The organism is Phaeodactylibacter sp. (assembly GCF_022763345.1).
Lineage (GTDB): Bacteria > Bacteroidota > Bacteroidia > Chitinophagales > Saprospiraceae > Phaeodactylibacter.
On sequence record NZ_JALEGS010000073.1, the window covers coordinates 35,912 to 57,676 of the forward strand.

General features: G+C 52.3%; 17 protein-coding genes. 5 read left to right on the forward strand and 12 right to left on the reverse strand.

The features are described from left to right. Window positions 1-9: 9 nt before the first annotated feature. Window positions 10-1,575 carry a hypothetical protein gene (locus MRY86_RS19770; RefSeq protein ID WP_293562800.1) on the reverse strand — a complete coding sequence of 522 codons (1,566 nt, stop codon included), beginning with the start codon at window positions 1,573-1,575 and terminating at the stop codon, window positions 10-12. Window positions 1,576-1,663: 88 nt separating this feature from the next. Beyond that, a complete protein-coding gene (locus tag MRY86_RS19775) occupies window positions 1,664-2,236 on the reverse strand; it encodes a hypothetical protein (protein ID WP_293562802.1) in 573 nt (190 codons plus the stop codon). A gap of 282 nt (window positions 2,237-2,518) precedes the next feature. Here MRY86_RS19775 and MRY86_RS19780 point away from each other — a divergent pair, with 282 nt between their 5' ends. Next, the gene (locus tag MRY86_RS19780) at window positions 2,519-2,854 is read left to right on the forward strand and encodes a 2Fe-2S iron-sulfur cluster-binding protein (RefSeq protein WP_293562803.1); all 336 of its coding nucleotides are present in this window, start codon (window positions 2,519-2,521) and stop codon (window positions 2,852-2,854) included. A gap of 21 nt (window positions 2,855-2,875) precedes the next feature. Here MRY86_RS19780 and MRY86_RS19785 read toward each other — a convergent pair whose 3' ends face one another. From MRY86_RS19785 to MRY86_RS19805, 5 genes are all read right to left on the reverse strand, one after another. Next, a complete protein-coding gene (locus tag MRY86_RS19785) occupies window positions 2,876-3,100 on the reverse strand; it encodes a hypothetical protein (RefSeq protein ID WP_293562804.1) in 225 nt (74 codons plus the stop codon). Window positions 3,101-3,205: 105 nt separating this feature from the next. Next, window positions 3,206-5,152, reverse strand: coding sequence for a putative porin (locus MRY86_RS19790; RefSeq protein WP_293562805.1), 1,947 nt, complete (start codon window positions 5,150-5,152; stop codon window positions 3,206-3,208). A 135-nt stretch (window positions 5,153-5,287) separates the two neighbouring features. After that, window positions 5,288-6,736: a choice-of-anchor B family protein gene (locus MRY86_RS19795; protein WP_293562806.1), complete on the reverse strand. Its 1,449-nt coding sequence runs from the start codon at window positions 6,734-6,736 to the stop codon at window positions 5,288-5,290. A gap of 71 nt (window positions 6,737-6,807) precedes the next feature. Further along, a complete protein-coding gene (locus MRY86_RS19800; RefSeq protein ID WP_293562808.1) occupies window positions 6,808-8,043 on the reverse strand; it encodes a serine hydrolase in 1,236 nt (411 codons plus the stop codon). Between the two features lie 20 nt (window positions 8,044-8,063). After that, entirely contained in the window at window positions 8,064-9,080 is a 1,017-nt protein-coding gene (locus tag MRY86_RS19805) for a dipeptide epimerase (protein WP_293562810.1), read from the reverse strand. Between the two features lie 75 nt (window positions 9,081-9,155). Between MRY86_RS19805 and MRY86_RS19810 the strand changes: the two genes are divergently transcribed. From MRY86_RS19810 to MRY86_RS19820, 3 genes are all read left to right on the forward strand, one after another. Then, complete coding sequence (locus MRY86_RS19810; RefSeq protein ID WP_293562812.1) at window positions 9,156-10,121, forward strand: hypothetical protein; 966 nt, start codon at window positions 9,156-9,158, stop codon at window positions 10,119-10,121. 144 nt (window positions 10,122-10,265) lie between these two features. Further along, entirely contained in the window at window positions 10,266-11,693 is a 1,428-nt protein-coding gene (locus tag MRY86_RS19815) for an L-serine ammonia-lyase (RefSeq protein ID WP_293562813.1), read from the forward strand. A 79-nt stretch (window positions 11,694-11,772) separates the two neighbouring features. Further along, on the forward strand, window positions 11,773-12,375 hold the full coding sequence (locus tag MRY86_RS19820; protein WP_293562814.1) for a bifunctional nuclease family protein: 603 nt from the start codon (window positions 11,773-11,775) through the stop codon (window positions 12,373-12,375). On the opposite strand, the gene pdeM is transcribed toward MRY86_RS19820, so the two are convergent. From pdeM to MRY86_RS19845, 5 genes are all read right to left on the reverse strand, one after another. Continuing rightward, entirely contained in the window at window positions 12,372-13,046 is a 675-nt protein-coding gene (gene pdeM / locus MRY86_RS19825) for a ligase-associated DNA damage response endonuclease PdeM (protein ID WP_293562816.1), read from the reverse strand. The genes MRY86_RS19820 and pdeM overlap by 4 nt on opposite strands. Window positions 13,047-13,052: 6 nt before the next feature. Beyond that, window positions 13,053-14,303 (reverse strand): alpha/beta hydrolase fold domain-containing protein, encoded by a 1,251-nt coding sequence (locus tag MRY86_RS19830; protein ID WP_293562818.1) that lies wholly within the window; start codon window positions 14,301-14,303, stop codon window positions 13,053-13,055. 88 nt (window positions 14,304-14,391) lie between these two features. Further along, window positions 14,392-16,845, reverse strand: coding sequence for a ligase-associated DNA damage response DEXH box helicase (locus tag MRY86_RS19835; protein WP_293562820.1), 2,454 nt, complete (start codon window positions 16,843-16,845; stop codon window positions 14,392-14,394). A gap of 51 nt (window positions 16,846-16,896) precedes the next feature. Continuing rightward, window positions 16,897-18,387 carry a Na+/H+ antiporter NhaC family protein gene (locus MRY86_RS19840; protein WP_293562821.1) on the reverse strand — a complete coding sequence of 497 codons (1,491 nt, stop codon included), beginning with the start codon at window positions 18,385-18,387 and terminating at the stop codon, window positions 16,897-16,899. 40 nt (window positions 18,388-18,427) lie between these two features. Further along, the gene (locus MRY86_RS19845) at window positions 18,428-19,726 is read right to left on the reverse strand and encodes a D-alanyl-D-alanine carboxypeptidase (protein ID WP_293562823.1); all 1,299 of its coding nucleotides are present in this window, start codon (window positions 19,724-19,726) and stop codon (window positions 18,428-18,430) included. 97 nt (window positions 19,727-19,823) lie between these two features. Here MRY86_RS19845 and MRY86_RS19850 point away from each other — a divergent pair, with 97 nt between their 5' ends. Beyond that, entirely contained in the window at window positions 19,824-21,722 is a 1,899-nt protein-coding gene (locus tag MRY86_RS19850; RefSeq protein WP_293562825.1) for a serine hydrolase domain-containing protein, read from the forward strand. The last annotated feature ends 43 nt before the right edge of the window (window positions 21,723-21,765 follow it).

Consider the following 21,765-nt stretch of genomic DNA (forward strand, 5'->3'; position numbering starts at 1 on the left):
AGATTCAGGTTAAAACATCAACCACTTAAAAACGACGAGTGCGGTGTAGGGGTCAACCGGCCGGATATCCTCCCCTCCGTTCACTGCCGGGCTGTCGTAGAAATCGCCCAGCCACAGGTAGGCGCCGTGGAGTTCTATTTCCATCAATGTACCCAGGGTATAGCCGACTTTAAAATTGCCTTCCACGCCCATAAACTGCCCGCCTCTTGCCGGTGCAACGTTGCTGATGGCCATAGCCATGCCTACTTTGCCGTTCAGCTTGTAGGGGATAAAATCGCGGCTGAGGTTTACCGTACCTCCGGTCAGGCCAAAGCCCATATTGGAAATATCCGTCACCGCAGCCACATAGCGGTTCACCACATTGGCATGCGGAAAAAGTAGATAGCCGCCGTGCGCCACATTTAACCCACCGGGCGTTGCCCAGGTATTGCCGGTCATGACGCCACTGTAGCGGTCATCGCTGATGCCATTATCATCGCCACTTGTAAACATCAGGTCAGTAGAAATCGCATCATTGGGCGTTTTGCCGTAGCGGTAGCCCAGGCGGAGATTGGCGCCCAGCCCGCCGATTGAGGGACCGTCTCCCCAGGTACCTTCTTCCTGTAGTTGGGTGCGCCCGAGATTATAATTGACGTAGCCCGACAGGAACCAGGTGTCCGCCATCTGACTCAGATTGTAGTCGAAGTAAGTACCCAGCCAGGCCACATCAGCCCGGTACCGTCTGCTGCCAAAAGGAAAACGGTAGGTGCCGTTGTAAAGCGAAAGGGTGCTGTTGAGCCCCTGCCCCAGAATGGAAGGCCCGCCCTGCCCGTTGGAGCGGTCGCGGACGTAGTAGAGGGAGCCGCCCCAATGCCATTTGGTACCCAGTGACCGCTGATAGGTGAACTCTGCCATGTGCACATCGTCCACCCGCTGAATGCTGTTCTCATAAAGCTGGAAGAAGCCGGCTTTCCACTGATGGTAATCGGCATTTTGCCGCACGGTAATGCCCACACCGTCCGTACCCCAGTAGTTGAGGCGATAGGCCGAGTTGAGCATGTCATCGAAGAAGGTACGATAGGGATTGTAAGGCGTGTCAAACATCCGCTGTAAGCCCAGATTGATGGCCCAGCCCGGTGCGGGAACATACTCCAGCTCCAGATTTTGGGTCTGCAGGTTGACCTGATCGCCGGAAGGAGCTGAGCCTGAGTTACCACCGGTGCCATAAGCCACATCGCCCCAGGTGTAATCAATTTCAAAGGATGCCCGAAGGGTGACGCGGTTGTCAAACAGTTTAGGCTTGTAAATGAAGAAGGGCAGGATGCGCTGCTCAAAGAAGGAAGCCGTCAGCGAATCAGAAGTCGTTGTGGTATTTTGCCCAAACAACCGCCCAATCACCTGCCCCTGCAGGAAGTCATTGGTCGGGAAAATGTTGCTGTTGTTGTAGTGGTTATAGAAAAAAGCAATGTACTGGAATTCCTTATCGGACTCTTCCGGAATCGCCTCTTCCAGTTGCTTAAAGTAGGGGGGAATCTGTGCCGAAGCGGCAAAGGGCAGGCACAGCAGCAGCAGTAGCCAAAGTTGCCGGTTTTTCATGGTAGGGTAGGGATTGGTTTTGCTGGTTGGGAAAGGAAAAGGCGCAGCACAAATGACTGTACTGCGCCTTTTTGAAAACTATGGATTGCTACTCAATTTTCTCGTACGTCTGAATATTCAGGTTGCCCAGGGCACCGCCGTTGGTGCTGCCAAAGCCCCCTGCAGCGGTAGGTGGCACAGCACCGATATCAGGTGCAGTTTGTACAATTTCGTAACGCATGGTCGTGCCATTGATCTCAAAGATACCAACGGAAGTCAGTGCAGCAGGCGCAGACTGATTCACCGTAATGTCCCAGATATCAGCTGTTCCACTTTCCGTTTGCTCGTAGGTACCCTCGAGGGTCAGCAAAGCGCCGGAAGTGTCATATTGCTCAACAGTATAAGTCAGGTCGGTGCGGAACTCCGCGTAGATGCTATCTGTACCAAAGAGGTTGACCAGCAGGGGGGCTACATTAGCGCCGGAGCTCTGCCATTGGCCCTGAATACCCACTTCACAAGGGTCACAAGTACCCCCGCAGTCGATACCTGTTTCGTCACCGTTTTGGATACCATCGGTACAGGTAGGTTCCGGTTCGTTATCGCCATCGTCATCACAGCCCGTCCAGGTTACCATAGCGCCGGTAAGGGCGAAGAGCATCAGCAAAAATTTAAAATTCTTCATAGCGGTAAATTTGATTTTAGTCTGGTTTGCAAAATTAATTTTGGAAAGCGCCGGTCTTTTCAAAAGACCTTTACGGTAAAGCGAATGTAAGAAAGCCCAATATCGGGAGTAATCAAATGACAAAAATCAAAGGGTTGACTTAAAATTTAATCTATTCAAAAAATGATCTTAAACCATTAACAACCAATATTTTAAATTCAGAATTAAATTACCCGACTTAAACACAAAAACAAACCCACCCAAAACATAAATGCCCTGCCGAAGTTGATGACCAAAAAACGTATGGAAAAACCTTCACATAAAATTATCGTCACCCAACTCGATGGCCAACAGGTGAGCTTTCAGGCAGCACCCGGCACCAACCTCCGGCAAGCTTTGCTGCAGCAGGGCATCAGCCCCTACACTTCCTACACCCCCCGGCTCAACTGTGGCGGCCGGGGCCTGTGTGCCACTTGCGGCGTATGGATCAATGGCGAAGCCCCTGCCCCACAGCATTGGCATGACAAAGCCGCCCGGCGCTTCGGCTACCCCCGCCTTAGCTGTCAGGTGACGATAGACCGGGACCTGGAAGTGGAAATGGTGGAGAAGTGGATTTGGGGCGGGCGGCGGAAGAGTTAGATGGATAATCTACCCTTATTATCAAACCCCACAACCCGGCGCACGCCAGTCGTCCACATCCTGCCGCAGTTTTTTCAGGTAGGCGGTGATCGCATCTGTACCGGCAATCACTTTGTCGTGCTCCCTTAGTTCCGGTTCCTTCAGCTCAGGCGAAGCTTGCAAGCGGTAGGCGACGACCATCTCCCGGAGCTGGCTTTCCCAGCTTTCCACTTCCTTATCGTACTCCGGATAGCAAATAGTGATCATTTTTTGTAACGTTTTGAATGGGTCGGGTATAAAGAAAGTGAAGAATAGGTAGATGTCTTAGGAGCGCCGCCGGGGGGACCAGGCGGTGCTCTTTTTTAGACCGTCTTAGTCCAAAAACCGCCAGTTGATCCCAATCCGGAAGACCGCCCGGTGGTAAGGATACAGCGCTGTTTGGTAGAAATAATCATCCAAAAAAGCAGCCGTGCCGTTTTCCCATTTGAAAAAGGCCCGGAACCGGGTAACTTTCATCAGGAAGAACGCATCCGCTGCAGGGTAGAAAGGGATGGTCTGCTCGTCCTGCAGCTGAAACTGCCCGGTGATAGGGTTGTAGTAATTGGCGCGGAAAGCTTCATTATAGCGCAGGTCCACGCCCAGCTTGACATCCAGGACCCGGAACCACTTACCGGAATAGTAAAAGCTGTGCTTCCCAAAGAAGGTGGGCAGGCGCAGGACCTCCTGTGAGGACTGCTGCAGGGCAAACAAGTTATCGAAGTGCAGGTTCCAGAACAGGTTGAAGTTTTTCTCGACGATCAACTGCCCAATGCTAATGGGCACGCCGGTCTGTTGCGGTAGTCCGTCCGTACCGAAGTAGATGAAGTTGTTGAGCAGGTGATAGCGCGCCTCGGCACTAAATTGAATGCCCGGCAAAATATACTTGCCCTGCAGGGTTGTAGACAGGGTTTTATCAAAGTTATTGCGGTAAAGCTGACGCTCAGAAAGGTACATGCGGTGCTGCATAAGGGTAGGGCTATACAACTGACTAACGCCCCTGAGCTCCAGCTGACCAAGCTTTTTGAAATCAAAGAACAAGTCGCCGCTTACCCGGTAGTCCCCGGCATTCGCCAGCAGGCCCAGGTGCCCCCGCAAATCGATCAGCAGGCGTTCACTTGGATTGAGGCGGTAGCGCCCCGTCAGAAAGAGGTTATTCAGGGTGGAATCCCCATTGGTCTGCACCAGCTGATGCAGGGTATGCACAGCACCCACTTCCAGCAAGTCACGCTGCTGTACGGCCTCGTCTCTGCCCTCCCCCCTCAGCTTAAAGGTCGCCAGTTTGAACTCATTCTCGTACTGCCGGTGGCGCAGGTAAAACCGGGCACCCCGTGGGTCGATCAGAAAGGCCGGGAAGCGGTTGTAGAAACTGTCCACTGCAGGGTTATAAGCATCGGCATATTTGTACAGGCTGTTTTGGAAACGAGCCTTATGGGCAATCGTGTAAGCCCGGCGCGTCCCTTTGATGGAATCCTGCCCCCCACCGAAGCGGTAGTAATGCGTGTAGGACACTTCGCGGTGCGAGTGACGGGTGCGGGCATCGCCCAGAAGCACTTCGGCAGCGCTTGGGCTGCTGAATTCACCGCCCAAAGCAGGCTCTTCCCACACCCCGCCGTTATCTTCCATTTGAATGGTATTGGCGGCTACGCTGAAAAAGGCCTCATAGCGGTTATTGGGGTGCTGAAACCAAAGCCCGTTGTTGAAGGTAGTATTCCGTACGTTCTGATTGGGGTACTGCGTGTTCTCTCCAAACTGTGTAATACGGTCGTAGTCCAGCGTATAGTTGAGCCCGTTGGCAAAGTTGCGGGAGAAGTCGGCCTTGGTGTAGCTATCTGCCTGCTCGGAGCCTATGGTGTGGGCGAAAATAGAAACCGGCTTTTCCAGCCGATAGTATTTCAGCTGATCGCCATTAGTCATGTACAGATCGTACTGATGCTGCCCGATATCAAAGCCCCGGCGTTCGGGCACCTCAAAAACGATAGGCTCATGGGCCGACCCCAGAATACCCAGCTGCCGGTAATCGAGCCGGCGTCGGCGGGTGGGGTCATACTGTCGGAAGAAATCGTCGAGGGTCGTGTCCGAAAAAGGGATTTCCAGATTGGGATTGTCTGCATAAAAGTAGAACACATCAAAGGTGTCGAGGAGAACATCCAACTGATCGAGCCCCTGCTGCTGCCCTTGTTGCTGTTGCTGCCGGTTCGCACCGGGGAACTGTGCCGAAGCCATATGTGGCAGGGCAAGCAGCGCAGCAATCAGGGGCAATAAGGACAGAATCGGCTTCATGCAGTTCTTTTGAGGCGGCAAAGATAGGAAGAAAACGCATGTAGCGCAGTATCTATGCAACGGAAGCCAACGCTTAACATTTTGTTGAGCTTTACAAGGGAAGAGGCGGAGTGGTTTTACCCCGCCCTCCTGATTTTACTGCAGCAATACCTTCAGGGTATGTGCACCATGCTCTCCGGTGATGCGTAAGGCATAGAGCCCGCCGGGCAGACTACCGGGCCGGCTGAATTCCAGCTGCTGACGCCCTTTGCTTAGCGCGTGCGTCCCAAAATCAGCAACCTGCTGCCCATTGAGATTCCAAAGTGAAAAATGAGCCGGTGCCACTGCCTCAGGCAATTCTATGTCCACCCCAATTGTGTTTTGGGCAGGCTGTGGAAATACGGACACCTGCGCGCCTTCCACCCATTCCGTCACACTTACCGGATTGAGGCAGTCGAGGTTGACGGGCTCTAATTGCTGATTGGCAGCGCAGTTGTCGCCCATGCCTTCAAAAACAAACAGGCCTTCCTGCATGTCAGAGACCAGGATATTGCCGGAGGGAAGAAGCGGATAGATACCCCAGGCGCCTTTATAGCTTGTACCATTAGGCTCGTTAGAGGTATCGTAGTACAGCACTTTCTCCGGGTTGCCCGGGTCTGAAATATCGTACACCACGATACCATCGTAGTAATAAGACACGTACAGGTAGTCGCATGCCACAATCTGATTGTGGGTAATGCTCGTCGGGTTATTAGTTTCGGCATCGAAGGTACCGGTCACTTCAGGTTCACAGGGATCACTCACGTCAATGGCTTTGATATCATAACCGTGGTTTTCATCGGCCATATAGTAATACTGCCCGTCATCCGTCAGCCAGCCGGAGTGGTTGTAGCCCCGGAACGGATAGTCGGTGATGGTGCTGATGGTTTCCGGGTTGAAAGGGTCCGAAAAGTCGACCATGGCAAATCCGGATCCGCCTGCGTTCAGAAAAGCTATGCCGTCACGCACGTACCCATCGTGAATATGCCCGACATTCAGCCCGCCGAAATTGTTGTACTCACCGATGTAGTCAAGGTTGAGCGGGTCAGAAATGTCGTATACCCGTAATGCAGAATAGTTTTGTGGCCCGCCATTCATGGCAAATCCATACAATTTGGCATGGGTTGTATCAATGAAGATATTGTGTGCCGTTTGGATACGGGTCGGCGCATCATAGGCAACGATTACGGTGTCCGGCAGCTGTGTGATGTCCATAATTTGCAGACTGCTTTGCCCTTCGTCGCATACGGCGTAGAGGTAACCCTTATAATCATGATAATCGCGGTGGATGATAACCGGCCCCTGTGCAGCGCCCGCCACAAAGTGCGCTTCAAAGGGCTGCGTGGGGTCCGTTACATCTATGAAGTGCGTCCCTGCGGTAGACCCAAGGACAGCGTATTCGTGCCCGTTGACAGCGAGGCCCCAGATTTCATTGTAGATGTTGTTGTAAAAGGCTGATCCAACCAAATCAGGGTCACTCCAGGTACCCAGCAGGTTGGCTTCTTCCTGTGCAGACAGGATAGAAAAGCCTATGCACAGGGTAATCGTTAGTAGCTTGATCTTCATACAATTCGCAATTTTAAACGAAAGTAACAATTTTATCCCCTTCTTTCGGTCAACTTGCTGACAGAGTACGCCTACGGCTTTGGGAATATCGGTTCATGCGACCGCGACCGCTCCAGTTCATACTGATAAAGGATGCGGCCGATCCGTGCCAGAGCCGGAAAGCCAATCGTATCATACTCATATACCCCATCGTTATAAATCTGATTGGCATTGACATGAAGGTTAGCAGCGACCATGAATTCCACTTTGTTTTCATAATCCACTACGTAAGCCACATCAGTAAGAAAGCCATAGGCATCGCCCACCTTATTGAAAATGCGGATATGATCTGGTATAACCGCTTTGGAATCGCCAAACAGAAAAAACTTGACATAGCTGTCCCAACCGGCATACTGCGGATACGCAGGGTAGTCGCTTTCCCGTGGCAGCATGCTCATGTACTTGCGTAAAAATTGATAATCAGCCGGGGTAAGGTTGAACCGGCGATGGGCGGGCACCGCTTCCGGAAAAAGTACGGCCTGCAGCATATCGTGCAGTTCCTGCAACCCCACATAGTTTTTGTCCCGAAAGTCGAAGGGGGCCGGGACAATTGTACCCTCTCCATCCATAAAGCCCTGACCACGAACTTCCTGCTTTAGCTGCATGGGGCTATTAAAGCTACTATACACCTCTCCCTGATGGTACAACAGCCTGTTGCCGGCCGCTGAAAACGTTACCGGATTGGTGTAGCGGTTGGACTCTGCGTCGTAGCCCGGTGCGGAAAGCCGGTGGATGATGCGGGAACGGGTGTAGCCTTTTTCCTGTAGCTTTTCATTCAGATAAGCCTGCCCCAGGAATTCATACAGGCGGTTGTAGGCATCGTTGTCGCTGACCAGGAAAATCTTTTTTATGTAATGCGCAACCGAGGGCAGCCCTTGCGCTGCTGAGGTATCTGCACGCACGGCCGTTTGTGGTGTCTGCCCTTTGCCGGTAAACATAGGCGTCTCAGCATCAAGCCCCTGAATGCGCAGTTCATTGAGTTTCTCAAGCGCCAAAAAGGCGATAGGCATTTTAACGGTACTTGCCGGATAAAAATACAGATTGGAATCTACGCCCAGGTAGTGGGTGGTAAAGGCAGGCTGATTGTCTTCATCCCGGTCTATTTGGGTGTAAATCAGTTGCAGCTGAAACTTTTCCGGAGCCGCCATTATAGCCTGCAAAGTACTGTCCCCGGAATTCCGCAGGAGCTTTTGCAGAAATGCACTGTCCGATTGGGAAAAGCCATACCGCCCAAACAGCAGTAAGGCAAAAAGAAAAATCTTTTTCATACTAAGTTGGTTTTTAAGCTTCAGGATTGCCGCAAAGCCGCTCCCGTACCATTCCGGTTAGGAAATACAATACCATCCGGCCTTACGTCTACTCCGACCGCCGGGTCTTCTTTTAACAAAAGCGCCCCGTCCATATCCACGTAATCGAGCAGAGGGAGTAGCTGAGCAATCGCAGAAATGCCCACCGAAGACTCCGTCATGCAGCCCACCATCACTTTCAAGCCGAGGCTACGGGCATGCTCTGCCATACGGCGTGCCGGGGTAAGCCCTCCGCACTTCATCAGCTTGATGTTGACCCCGTGGAAGAAGCCGTAGCAGCGGGCTACATCCGCTTCACTGTGGCAGCTTTCATCGGCAATTACCGGGAGTACAGATTCGGCATACACCCGCTTCATGCCCTCCCAGTCTTCGGCTTTGAGGGGCTGTTCGATAAATTCCACGCCCAGTTCCTTTAGGCGGGGTGCATAGGCAATGGTTTGCTCAGCAGTCCAGGCGGTATTAGCATCAATGCGGAATACAGCATCTGTTTGGGCCCGGAGTGCCTCAATAATTTCAAGGTCATGGTCGGTGCCTAGTTTAATTTTGTAAAGCGGCCAGGGCTTTTCAGCCATTTTCGCAGCCATTTCTTCCACGCTCGCTATGCCGATGGTATAGTTGGAACGTGGTGTTGTGGCTCGCTCCAGTCCCCAAAGTTCGTACACCGGTGCGCCATGCACCTTGCCAAACAAATCGTGGAGGGCTTCGTCCAAAGCACAAAGCAGGAAGGGGGCATCTTCCAGATGAGGTTGCAATTGATCCCAAAGGATTTCTGGCGACTCCAGGGGGAGGGCTTCAACGACCGGGCGCAGTGCTTCCAGGCGTTCGGCCATCTCGCTCAGCGCAACTCCATAGTAGCGGATCTCAGTAGCTTCCCCAAAACCGGAATGTACGCCTTCCGAAAGCTCAACGATCAGGCTGGGCGTTGCATCGCGTGAGCCATGGGCAATGGAAAAGGTGTGTTTGAGCGGCAGCTGAAAGGTGTGAATGCGGAGCCTCATAAACTTATTTGTTTGAATTTATTTATTGCACTAGTGCAGTTTTTGTCTTATTTTTGGGGTACAATCACTAACGCGATGCCCCGAAAGATCAGAAAAGATATCCTTTGGAAGGGAATTCTCGAAGACTGTTTTGAGGATTTCTTTGCCTTCTTTTACCCGGACGCAGTTGACTATTTCGACTTTTCCCGTGGTGTAGCCTTTTTAGATAAGGAGCTGGAAGCCCTTTTTCCGGAAGCTCAGGAGAAAGACCGCATAGCGGATAAACTGGCTAAGGTCTTCACTGCCGACGGCCATGAGGAGTGGGTGCTCATACATGTTGAAGTGCAGGGTTATAAAGATGAAGACTTTTCTAAGCGGATGTTCACCTACTTCTACCGTATTTACGACCGGTATCAGGTGCCGGTGCATGCGATTGCTATACTTACAGATGGGCAGAAATCTTATCATCCTAGGGCATTCGAGTATCATTTTTTAAAGACGCACTTGCAATATGAATTTGATACCTTTAAATTAAAGAATTGTACGGCTGCAGATTTTCAGAAAACACCGGACAACCCTTTTTCAATCGCCCTGGAACTGGCTTGGGAGAGTTTCCAAAAACGCCCGGACCAGGAACTACTGGAATTGAAACTAACGTTAATTAAAAGATTATTGAAGGCAGGGCACAACCGGCAAAAAGTTTCCCGTGTCATGGACTTCATTAAGTTTTACCTAAGCTTTGAGCATATGGAAACAGAACTGCAATTGGATTACCTCATCGATTTAGTCGAAGGCAAAAAAGAGCCCTTCGGCATCCGTGAGCGCATATTAACTGAGCTCGCCCGGCAGTATAAGGAAGAGGGACTACAGGAAGGGCGCGTGGAAGGGCGCGTGGAAGGGCGCGTGGAAGGGCGTGAAGAGGAACGTGAAGAGCTTCAAAAAACCTTCGTCCAAAAATTACACGCGAAGGGTTACACTATAGAGGAAATAGCCGATTTCCTGGAGATCACTCCAGAGAAAGTTAAAGCCATACTACGTAGCCTTGACCAAACTAAAGGCTAACCCGGTCATAAATGATCGCGTTTAGAAGAATCCCGGCACTTTTACTTTCGGATGTTCGGGAATTAACCGACTTTTGCTTCCGCAAATAAACTAACGCTTGTTGCCACAAGTATACAAAGCAAGCGACCTAACCAAACCAAAACCATGGAAGCAATCAGCGTATTTGATATGCTTAAAATCGGGGTGGGCCCATCGAGTTCGCACACTTTGGGGCCCTGGCGCGCAGCGGAGCGCTTCTGCAAGTCTCTGCATCAGCAAAATCTATTGCCCCGCACTGCCAGAGTAGAATGCCATCTTTATGGCTCTCTGGCCCTTACCGGTCGGGGGCATGGCACGGACATTGCCGTCATGTTGGGCCTTAGTGGAAAAGACCCCGTCACCATCCCCATACCTGAAGTCAAATCTGAACCGAACCGTATTCATACCGAACACCTGCTTTATTTAGATGGGCAGCACCTCATTGCCTTTAATCCCGACCAGCATATCATCTTCCATTATTCAGAACGCCTGCCGGAACATGCGAACGGTATGACCCTCATCGCCTTTTCAGAGCAGGACGAGATCACCCTTAAGGAAACCTATTTCTCTGTGGGTGGCGGCTTTGTGGTTAAGGCAGGTGAAACGATAGAAACCGGCACGGTCCAACTGCCCCACCCTATCAATTCCGCACGGGAGCTAAGCCAGTACTGCAGGCAGCATGAGGTTGGCATCTGGCAGGTCGTCCTTGACAATGAAAAAGCCTGGCGGGAGGAGGCTCAAATCAAGGCAGAACTGTTGAAAATATGGGGCGTCATGCGCAATTGCGTTTATCGGGGGTGCCATGAAGAAGGGATGCTGCCCGGCGGACTCGAAGTGACCCGGCGCGCCCCTGCCCTATTCCAAAAGCTGGTCCTCCCCTGCGAATACAATAATGCCGATGAGTGGCTGCAATGCCTGGTACAGTGCGATTTCAAATTTTCTAAAATCCTAAAATGGATAGGCTGCTTCGCCATGGCCGTCAATGAAGAAAATGCAAGCTTCAGCCGTATCGTCACCGCGCCAACAAATGGTGCCGCCGGGGTCATCCCAGCCGTACTCATGTACTACGTTTGCTTTTCTGAAAAGGAAAAGGTAACCGAAGAGGATATCGTCCGCTTTCTGCTTGTGGCCGGAGAGATTGGCAGCCTATTCAAAAAAGGGGCGACCATTTCGGCAGCTATGGGCGGGTGCCAGGCTGAAATCGGGGTGTCCTCTGCAATGGCAGCGGCAGCGCTGACTGAAGGCCTCGGCGGCACTGTGGCTCAGGCTCTGATGGCGGCAGAAATTGCCATGGAACACCACCTCGGGCTCACCTGCGATCCGATCGGAGGGCTGGTCCAAATCCCCTGCATAGAGCGCAACAGCATGGGCGCCATCAAGGCAATTACCGCAGCGAATATTGCTCTCGAAAGCGACCCGGAAAAAGCCAAAGTCCACCTCGATGAATGCATCAAAACGATGTGGGAGACCGCTCAGGATATGAACCACAAGTACAAAGAAACGTCCCAGGGTGGCCTGGCTGTGAATATTTCTATCAAGGTCCCGGAGTGTTAGACCTACTAATTGACCAGTTGTGCAACAAACCGGCGCTCTGACTGTATAGATAAGTACCACATCAGAAAAGCGCAATTCCATGGATAAGATACCACTCCGAATACTAGGCCAGGCAAAAAGCGACTCTACACCCGAACACTTCATCATCATCCTTGAAGATGGTAAAGAATCCCGGCGGCTACCTATTGTTATTGGGCCCTATGAGGCACAGGCTATCGCCATTGGGCTGGAGGGTATTAGCGTGGGCCGGCCGATGACGCATGACCTCCTGAAGAATACCATCGCTGCCTTCCAGGGGGAGCTCAAAGAAGTGGTCATTGACCGTATCGAAGAGGGCGTATTCCATGCCAGACTACAATGCGAAGATGCTTCAAATCAACAGTTTTCCATTGATGCGCGCTCTTCAGACGCCATCGCTATGGCCGTTCGCTTCGACTGCCCAATCTATACGTACGAACCCGTTCTTTCTGAAGCGGCCTTGCCAGCAGAGGATACCGAAATCATTTACGAAGGCGATGCCCAAGAGCCCGAACCAGTCCCTACTCAACCCGACCCCAACAAGGCCCTACACGAATATTCAAAACAGGAACTGGAGACTTTTCTGGAACGTGCACTTGAACGGGAAGACTACGAAAGCGCAGCAAAACTTCGCGACACCATCAATAACAAATCCAACAACTAAAAAACCTTCAACACACGCTCCTCCGCCAGTACGTACACCTGGTCTCCCGCCCTGGGCTTGATCACCGCTGTCCCGGTAAATGCCCCAAATGCAGGAAGTAAGACCTGCTGTGCACCAAACCAAAAACAGGGCAGTCGCATACGCTGCCGCCCCATACCTTCCAAAACTACGCCCGGATGTATATGGCCTGCCAGATTGCAGTATGCTTCCGGGACTTCCTCCATGGGATGATGCGACAGTAGAAAAGGGCCCACCATGTAAGGCTCTTCATGCACTTGCAATCGCGCGGCCCGGTAAGCTTCAGGGCTAAGAATATCGTGATTGCCGACCACCAGCTCAAAACTAATGTGGTCATACTGCCCAGTCAGGGCGATCAGTTCCTCCCAATCTGCATTATAATCACTATGGAAAAGGTCGCCCAAAAACAAGACTCTATCCGGCTGAAAATCCCATAACAAACTCATGATCCGGTCCCAATTCTCCTGCCCTACCGATACAGGTACGGCAATCCCTGCTTTCCTGAAGTGTTGCGCTTTGCCCAGGTGCAGGTCGGCGATCAAAAGAGCGGCTTCTTCTTCCCAGTACACCGCACGAAAAGGGTGCAGCCAGAAGTGCTGCCCCTTAATCTCATGCAATTGGATTCCCTTGATTTGGCTCAGGTTATCGTTCATCGTGGCTTACTGAATCACAATACGTTGCCTTACCGCAGCGCCGTGATTAGCAGAAGGGCGCAGCTCAATTACATATACGCCTGGTGGCAATGCGGGCAAATCGATCAATTCCGTCGTACCTGCAGTAACAACCTGCTCTGCTACAGACACGCCACTTATACTAAACAACCGAAATTGCACTGCCCCGGTATAACCTTCTACTATCAGGCGGAGTGGCTGTTGCGCGGGAAGCGGATTGGGAAAAGCACGGACGCTAAACAAGGGCTCCAAAGTCTTTGCATCTGAGATTTCACCACAAATCTGGTCAGCCAGAAACGTAGCCGTTGCCGCTTCCACCTCTGCCTCATACTGGTCCGCATTGCTCGTGAAGTAGCTAACGTGCCCGTTGCCCGGATAGGTAATCAGCCGGCTTTCCACGCCCACTGCTTCTGCCTGTTGGTCCATACTGAAGCTGCCTTCCAAATAGACCAGCACGATCGGACCCGCGAAGACCAGACCATTTCCATACACCACTACGCCATCGCCCTCGTCGTGCACACTGAATTGTGGTGGGTCATTGGCATCTATAAAGCTGGCATCCTTGAGCGCGCCGGAATAGTTGACCAACCCAGCTACCGAAGAACTGTACTGATAGTTATCGCTGCTATTGCCTTCAATGCCGCCGTTATTCGCAATGATGTTCTGAAGGTAGTTTGGAATATCGTCGGTCTCATCCAAATGGGCAACGTGGGCAGCTGTGATTGCCCCCGCAGAGATACCACCGGCAAAAATCAGATTGGTATCCACCCGGAACTGATTGGAGGTTGCTGCATCCTCCCTTAAGTATCGGATGGCGGCTTTCATATCACCAATCGCCTTGACCACCACATCGTGCATTTGATTGGAATCCAAAGGAATGCCAGCGTCAAAAAGGCGGTAGTCAATGGTGGCTGCCACGTAACCCTTGCGGGCCAGTGCCCGGCACAGCCCATCAAGATCCTCCCGCTGGCCAAACACAAATGCGCCTCCGAAGGCCATCACCAACGTTGGGCGCACCGATGCCGTATCTCCCTCCGGCTCATACACGTCCATAAATAAATCCTGGGAATTGCCGCCAATGGTTGTATTGGACCCAAACTGAACCCCGGTCGTTACAGTCACCGCATCAAATACATCCTGCCGGTAGCGTTCGCCATCGCAGCTGGAGTAGTCTTGTGAAAAGAGAAGCGTAGCGCCGGTTAGAACCAGCATCCAAGTGAGTAGATGTCTTTCCTGCATGTCGTTTGTATTTAGTAGGCTAATCTTATTTCCGAAAGGTATCATTTTTGTGGCGCTCTCCAAGGCTGAATTTTGACGCCGGCACGTCCTAATCTTTCACTAATTGCAATTTCATACGCTTTATCCGGTCCTCAAGTTTCTCGCTACTGAGCCTTTCCCTCAGCCGGTCCACGATAATAGGAAAGGCAAACGGAGTAAAACGCCCCGGATGCGTCAGCACAATTTCCTGCTGACTGATACGATGGAGCGCCGCACGCAACCGGGCTTCTTCCAACTGAAAGGCCAGGACCTCCTCATAAGCCTGCATTAGCAGCAGGTTATCCGGTTCATAATCGTTGAAGACCTCAAAAAACAGCTGTGAGCTGGACTGCAGGTGCCGCTCTTTCTTTTGCTTGCCTGGGTAGCCTTTAAAAACCAGCCCGGCAATACTGGCAATATCACGGAACCGGCGTTTCGCCATTTCCGCTGCGTTAATACTGGCTTGTATATCTTCCCGCAGGTTGGCTGTGCTGAACAATCCGGCGCTCAGCGCCTCCTCAATCGGAATCTCCGTGTCTGACAACAGCTCAAACCCATAATCATTCATGGCGATGGAAAAGCTAATAGGCCTCAGGCGGGAGATACGGTAGGCAATCAACGCCCCCATCCCCTCGTGCACAAAACGCCCCTCATAGGGGTAAACCAACAAGTGGTGCCCTTCCCGGCTGGTAAAGGACTCCATCAGCAACTCCCCCTCTTTCGGTACCCGGGAGCGGGAAGCCTGCGTCTCAATGAGTGGACTTAGGCTTTGCAACTCAATATCGGTGAGCTCTGCCCGGCTCAACTGCGCCATTTTGAAGCGCAGAGAAGCTGACAATTGGGAAGACAGGGGCAGTTTCCCGCCCAGCCATGCCGGAATTTTCCCTTTCTTCTTGCGGCTCTTTTTGACCTGCACCATCATGTCCTTGATCCGGACCAATTCCAAACTTCGCCCGGCAAACCAAAAGTTGTCCCCCGGCTTGAGCTGCGTGACAAACCATTCTTCAATTGTACCAATAAACTTACCACTCACATACTTCACCTTCAGAGAGGCATCACTGGTGATGGTGCCGATCTGCAACCGATGGCGCATGGCAACCCGGCGGCTGTCTACCTTATACAGCCCGCCCTGAACCTCCACTTTATTGTACTCATCGTAGGCTTGCAGGGCCTGACCTCCCGAACGGATGTAGGCCAGGCACCAGGCCCACTCCTCATCGGTCATGCTGGCGTAAGCAAAAGTGCCTCTGACTTCTGGTAAAATTTCCGCCGGACGAAATCCTTCAGAAACCGCCAGTGTCACCAGGTACTGCACCAGCACATCAAAGGACCGGATGTAAGGCAGGCGGCTTTCCAGTTCTCCATTTGCAATGGCCCGGCGCAATGCAGCTGCTTCGATGAGCTCCAGGGCATGTGTGGGCACAAAGTGGATTTTACTGGTGGCCCCCGGCTGATGCCCGCTTCGGCCGGCACGCTGCATAAACCGTGCCACGCCTTTGGGGCTACCAATTTGGATAATGGTTTCCACAGGGCGGAAATCTACACCCAGGTCCAGGCTTGATGTACAAACTACAGCTTTCAAACGGGCCTCGTGCAGCGCATCTTCCACCCAGTCCCGCAGTTCCCGGCTGATGGAACCATGATGCATGGCAATGGCACCAGCCAGCTCAGGCGCTACATCTAGCAGCTTCTGATACCAGATCTCACACTGCGCCCGGGTATTCGTAAAAATGAGGGTACTTTGGCTGCCATTGATAATGGGAATGATCTTTTCCACCAGTTTAATGCCCAAATGCCCCGCCCAGGGAAAGCGGTCCACCTCATCCGGCAGCACGGATTCAATTTCGATGACTTTGGAGATATCCGCCCGGATGACCCGGCATTTTTCAGGGGGTGTATTGCCCATCAGCGCCGCTACCGCTTCTTCCATATTGCCGATGGTAGCAGAAATACCCCATACTTTCAGGTCTGGTAGAAAGCCTTTGAAGCGGGACAAGGCCAGCTCCATCTGCACGCCGCGCTTGGAACCAATGAGCTCGTGCCATTCGTCGACCACCACGGCTTGCAGGCTGCCGAAAAATTTGGGGTACCCCTTACTTGCCAGCAGCAGGTGCAGGCTCTCCGGGGTGGTGATGAGCACCTGAGGAGGATTGCGCTTTTGCTTTTGCCGGGCGCTCGAACTTGTATCGCCGCTACGCACAGCAATTTCCCAGTCCAGCCCCAAATCCTGAGCTGCCCGGTTGATGGCCGATTGTATTTCCTTGGTTAGTGCACGGATAGGGGTGATCCAAATGGCTTGCAAACCCTTCTTACCATGCTGCGGATGCTCAGCCTGAGCCTGCAAGCATTCCAAAAGTATGGGAATAGCCATAGAATAGGTCTTTCCGCTACCGGTAGGGGCATTGACTACCCCGCTGTATCCCTCCAGGTAGGCACGCCAGGCTTCCAGCTGAAAGGGGAAAGCTTTCCAGCCTTGCTTCTCAAACCAGTCCTGCCCAGTCTTGATCCAGGGGTCATTTGGCATATCAACAGCATTGCCAAAAGCTAACAGCACGCCGGCAGGATGGTTCTCATTTTATCCGACCAGGCCAATGATGAGGTAAAACAGAGCGGCAATCCCCCCCGCTGTCAGAGCATACGGCAATTGGGTCCGGACGTGGTCAATATGGTCGGTGGCAGAGGCCATGCTTGAAAGTATGGTCGTATCGGAAATCGGTGAGCAATGGTCCCCAAATACACCGCCCCCCAAAGCTGCGGCTATGGTCATGTACACATCAGCCCCCATTCCTTTAGCCATAGGGACCGCAATGGAAATCATGATGGCAAAAGTGCCCCAGGATGTCCCCGTGGAGAAAGCAATAAAACAACTCACCAAAAAAACGATAAAAGGCACCAAATTCGGCGAGAGCCAGGCTTTGGCTACATCTGCCACGTACTGCCCCGTGCCCAGCTCTTTACACACAGCCCCGATCGCAAAGGCAAACATCATGAGCAACGCCAGGGGCATCATACCGGAAATGCCCTTTAGCGTAAGATCTATCATCTCCTTCCACTTCATAATGCCCTGGAACCGGTAGAGGATCATTGCAAAAAGAGTGGATACAATCACGGCAATGAGCACGGAAGTGGAGCCAGAGCCCTGACCAATCGCGTAGGTAACTTTCTTGAAGAAGGCGGCTTCGGGCATGCGCTCCATGGCACCTGCCCAGCCGGTCACCGAAAGCATGACGGGCATCATGAGCACCATGACCAGAATAGGCAGCACCATATTGTAGGCTTTAGGCTTTACCCCCGGAGCCGTCTCCACATCCGTGAGTTCGTCGGAAATCATAGGCTGAGCCCCATCATTGAGTAATTTGCCCTCTTCCCTCGCCCGGCGTTCCGCTGCCCGCATCGGACCGAAATCCTTCCCGGAAATCACAATAATGAGCACCAAAATAAGCGCCAGAAAGGGGTAAAAGTTATAACCCACCGCCCGAATCATCGTAGCAAAGGGGTCTGTAAAACCTTCTGCCACCAGTAGCGACATAATAAACGCCCCCCACCCATTAAACGGAATGATAATGCTTGATGGCGCAGAACTACTGTCCGCCACATAGGCTAGTTTTTCGCGGGAAATGCCCAGCTTGTCAAACACCGGCCGGTACAAGGCGCCCACAGTCAGCACTGAAATACTCGACTCCACAAAAATGAGCAAGCCGGTCAGCCAGGCCAACAACTGTACAATAATGCGGTTGCTCCCGCTTTGCTTTTGTTCGTAGTGATGCAGCAGACGGTTGACATGCTTAATGAAGCCTTCCACCCCGCCCGAACGCTGAATGAAAATAATCAGTGCACCGACCAGCGCACAAAACATGATCGTACGGGTATTGCCAGGCTCCTGAAACACATTGACCAGCGCCTCCACCGTATCGAAGCTGCCCTGTATGGGGTTGAAATCATCGATGATCATCCAACCCAACCAGATCCCAAACAGAAGGGAAACATAGACCTGCCGCGTCGCAATAGCTAACACAATTGCAATCACCGGGGGCAGGAGGGAAAGAAATCCGTAGTCGCTGGTCATTTTTAGGGGAAATATACGCCCGTTGCCTGGCTTTAACAAATCAGAAGTTATCACGGATATACTCCAGCACCTGCTGCATTTCCTTTTTGACGGGGGCAGTGCCCTGCACGTAGTTGTTGTGCATAAAGCTAAAAATAAGCTCCCGTCCGGAAGCGGTTAGTAAATACCCGCTCAGGCAGTGCTTATTACTCAGGGTACCGGTTTTGGCAAATACATATGGCTCGCCTTGTCCATTGCTGTAAAGACTTTTAATAGTGCCTGAAACTCCACCGGCGGGGAATACGCTGTGCCGCCAGGCTGCGGGTTTCTCCTGCCGGATAAGATCAAGCACGCCGACCATCGTCCGGGGCGTAAAAAGGTTATAACGGGACAGCCCAGAGCCGTCGCGCCACAGCAGGCGGTCCGGTAAGCCGGCATAAAGGCTGTCCTGCGCATAGCGTATAGCTTCAGCTGTGCTTTGACTGCCGGATATTTTCTCCGAACAGGCAAGCAGCAATTGCTCGGCAATGAAGTTATCACTTTCCTGCATGAGTTTACGGTAAAGCGTATCCGGCACAGCCCGGTAGCGCGTCTTTACGTGCAAGGGCGGCAGATGAGTCAGGTCCAGGCAACCGACCGGCTTGTGGAGGGTGTCGCTCAGCAGTTGGGCAATTAGTGTGGGCGTGACATTAAAGGGTCGCGTGCGGCCAAAGGGCGGACCGGATAGTGCAGGGTCATTATACTCAAAGTCGTTGCTATATTCCCTGCGCAGTATCCGGGGGTAAGTGCCGTCCATCCGGGGATTATAGACCAGCCTTTGCTCGAAGTAGGGGGGATAAGCAGAGATGCCTTCACCGGTTTTGGTACGGCTGAAGTAGACCTGATTGCCGTACAGCGGGAAAGAAGATTTCTCAGGTTGATAGCTGTACCCGTAGTCATCCCAGGCCCAGCCGGGGCCGAAGCGTTCGTCCTTGTAATTATGTGCGCTGAAGAACAACTGGCAGGTGGTGTCTTTCAACAGCGCTAACCCTACCGTATCCCCTGGTAATGCAGGGTGCAGGAACATGGGGTCGCCAGTTCCCCAAATCACCATAGAATCTCCGGTGACGGCATAGCGGAAGGCCGGGATAGAGTCACCCAACACCCGAAGTGCAGTATAAAGCGTAAAGATTTTAGTATTTGATGCCGGCGTGAAATATTTACCAGCATCTTTCTCTATCAGAAAGCGCTCCTGCGACGGGTCATAAAGGGCAAAACCAGTAAAGATTTCGCTAAATACCTCCGACTCGTACAGCATACGGTAAAGAATATCCAGGCTTTTGTCTTCCTGCTCTGGCTGAGCAACTAGGGCAGCGGACATCAAAAGGAAAAATATGGGCAAGCATTGCTTCATGGGAATTGGAGTTCAGATGTGTACTTTTGTTGCAGCACATTAATATGACAAAATATAAACTTAAATGCAACGGGTACTTCTACTTGTCTTTCTTTTTTCGGCCCTGCCCCTGCTCCTGACCGGGCAGCCTTCTGAGGACCTCAAAGCCAGCCTCTCCTTCAAAAGAGCAGAACAGGCCACCACCGTCCTAATCAATCAGGACGAACTGCTGCCCCTGAAACGGCTGGATACACTACGGATCGCTCACATCAGCTTCGGACAGTTGCAAACCGGCCCCTTCCTCGAAACCCTGAACAAATACGCGCCGGTAACGCATGTCAATACGCCTTTTGACATTACGGAGGAGTGGCTGGCTGAGCAGCGCGAAAAATTTAACCTGTTTATTTTGGAACTGGAAGACATCCCTGTTGCCGGACAGGTACCAGCCGTATACAACTACCAGGATTTCATAAAGCCACTCATTGAGCAATTGCCAACACTGGTGTTTATCAATGGTGACGGTAGTGTACTTCAGGTTATGCCTTTCCTGCGTAAAGCCCACGGCATGCTCATTACGCCCTCTCACGAAGAGATGGGGACCGTGGTGGCAGCCCAGATTGTTTTTGGGGCAGTGGGTGCTCAGGGCAAACTGCGGGGCGGCCTTAGGGGCACAGACCTGCGCACCGGAGACGGCTATACTTACCCCGGTGGGGAACACCTCCGATATACCCCTTTCGATTATGCGGACCTGGACCAGGCTTTGCTTGAGGACAGTATTGCGGCTATCGTGGAAGAAGGGATTGCCAAGGGCGCCTACCCCGGTGCTCAGGTCCTCGTAGCCCGGCACGGCAATGTGGTGTACCACAAGGCATTTGGCCACCATACTTTTGAAAATGTAAAGGCCGTAGCCACAGATGACCTCTACGATCTGGCTTCCGTCACTAAAATATCCTCCGCCCTGCCTGCGCTGATGAAGCTCCACGGAGAAGGGAAATTCCAGCTGAATGCACCGCTCGAAAAGTATATGCCCGAGTTTAAAGGCTCCGACAAGGGCGGACTGACTTTCCGGTCTATGCTGGCCCACAATGCCCGCCTGCGGCCCTGGATTCCGTACTGGAAAGGCACGCTCCGGGGGCATAGCCGTTATCCCTGGCAGAAAAGGTGGGATAACGAGCGCATCAATGACGGGCGCTTCCGCTGGTTTACCTTTAAGAAAGACTCTTCGAAGCGATTTCCTATCTACGTGACTGACGATTTGTGGCTGCATCGGAAGTACAAAAAGCGCATTTACAAAGCCATTAAAAAGTCGCCCCTGAATGAAGAGCCGGGTTATGTGTATTCCGGGCTGCTGTTTTACCTGTTGCCCGAAATCGTGGCAGACCTGAGCACCACCGCCTATACCGAGTACCTTGACCAAAACTTCTACCATCGATTGGGTGCTTTTTCCCTGGGTTACCGTCCATTGGAAGAATACTCAAGGGAACAGATCGTCCCTACGGAGCAGGACACCTTCTTCCGTATGCAGCAACTCCACGGCTATGTGCACGACGAAGGCGCAGCAATGATGGGTGGCATCTCTGCCAATGCCGGGCTGTTTGCTAATGCCAGAGACCTGGCTAAGCTGATGCATCTGTACATGAATAACGGCAGGGCAGCAGGCGAACAACTAATCGACTCTGCCTCCGTGGCAGAATTTACCCGTTGCCAGTACTGCGATGAGGGCAACCGCCGGGGGCTGGGCTTTGATAAGCCCATGATTGAGTACGACTCGACCCGGAGTTATGTGGCCGCATCTGCAAGCCCCTCAAGCTTTGGGCACAGTGGCTACACCGGCACCTTTACCTGGGCTGATCCGGAAAGTGGGCTTCTGCTGGTTTTTCTGTCCAACCGGGTCTACCCTACCCGGGAGAACCGAAAGCTCTATGAACTGAACATCCGGCCCCGTTTGCACGAGGTGCTCTATCAGGCGATATTGGAAGATTAAACCTCCTGAAACCTTATACACAAAAGCCCCCGCCAACCAATGC

What these genes read in the sequence shown, in the direction of transcription:
- MRY86_RS19780 (WP_293562803.1), top strand. Translation starts at nt 2,519, where the DNA reads ATGGAAAAACCTTCACATAAAATTATCGTCACCCAACTCGATGGCCAA.
- MRY86_RS19775 (WP_293562802.1), bottom strand. Translation starts at nt 2,236, where the DNA reads ATGAAGAATTTTAAATTTTTGCTGATGCTCTTCGCCCTTACCGGCGCT.
- MRY86_RS19790 (WP_293562805.1), bottom strand. Translation starts at nt 5,152, where the DNA reads ATGAAGCCGATTCTGTCCTTATTGCCCCTGATTGCTGCGCTGCTTGCC.
- MRY86_RS19835 (WP_293562820.1), bottom strand. Translation starts at nt 16,845, where the DNA reads ATGCCAAATGACCCCTGGATCAAGACTGGGCAGGACTGGTTTGAGAAG.
- MRY86_RS19830 (WP_293562818.1), bottom strand. Translation starts at nt 14,303, where the DNA reads ATGCAGGAAAGACATCTACTCACTTGGATGCTGGTTCTAACCGGCGCT.
- MRY86_RS19840 (WP_293562821.1), bottom strand. Translation starts at nt 18,387, where the DNA reads ATGACCAGCGACTACGGATTTCTTTCCCTCCTGCCCCCGGTGATTGCA.
- pdeM (WP_293562816.1), bottom strand. Translation starts at nt 13,046, where the DNA reads ATGAACGATAACCTGAGCCAAATCAAGGGAATCCAATTGCATGAGATT.
- MRY86_RS19805 (WP_293562810.1), bottom strand. Translation starts at nt 9,080, where the DNA reads ATGAGGCTCCGCATTCACACCTTTCAGCTGCCGCTCAAACACACCTTT.
- MRY86_RS19800 (WP_293562808.1), bottom strand. Translation starts at nt 8,043, where the DNA reads ATGAAAAAGATTTTTCTTTTTGCCTTACTGCTGTTTGGGCGGTATGGC.
- MRY86_RS19810 (WP_293562812.1), top strand. Translation starts at nt 9,156, where the DNA reads ATGCCCCGAAAGATCAGAAAAGATATCCTTTGGAAGGGAATTCTCGAA.
- MRY86_RS19770 (WP_293562800.1), bottom strand. Translation starts at nt 1,575, where the DNA reads ATGAAAAACCGGCAACTTTGGCTACTGCTGCTGCTGTGCCTGCCCTTT.
- MRY86_RS19795 (WP_293562806.1), bottom strand. Translation starts at nt 6,736, where the DNA reads ATGAAGATCAAGCTACTAACGATTACCCTGTGCATAGGCTTTTCTATC.
- MRY86_RS19785 (WP_293562804.1), bottom strand. Translation starts at nt 3,100, where the DNA reads ATGATCACTATTTGCTATCCGGAGTACGATAAGGAAGTGGAAAGCTGG.
- MRY86_RS19850 (WP_293562825.1), top strand. Translation starts at nt 19,824, where the DNA reads ATGCAACGGGTACTTCTACTTGTCTTTCTTTTTTCGGCCCTGCCCCTG.
- MRY86_RS19815 (WP_293562813.1), top strand. Translation starts at nt 10,266, where the DNA reads ATGGAAGCAATCAGCGTATTTGATATGCTTAAAATCGGGGTGGGCCCA.
- MRY86_RS19845 (WP_293562823.1), bottom strand. Translation starts at nt 19,726, where the DNA reads ATGTCCGCTGCCCTAGTTGCTCAGCCAGAGCAGGAAGACAAAAGCCTG.
- MRY86_RS19820 (WP_293562814.1), top strand. Translation starts at nt 11,773, where the DNA reads ATGGATAAGATACCACTCCGAATACTAGGCCAGGCAAAAAGCGACTCT.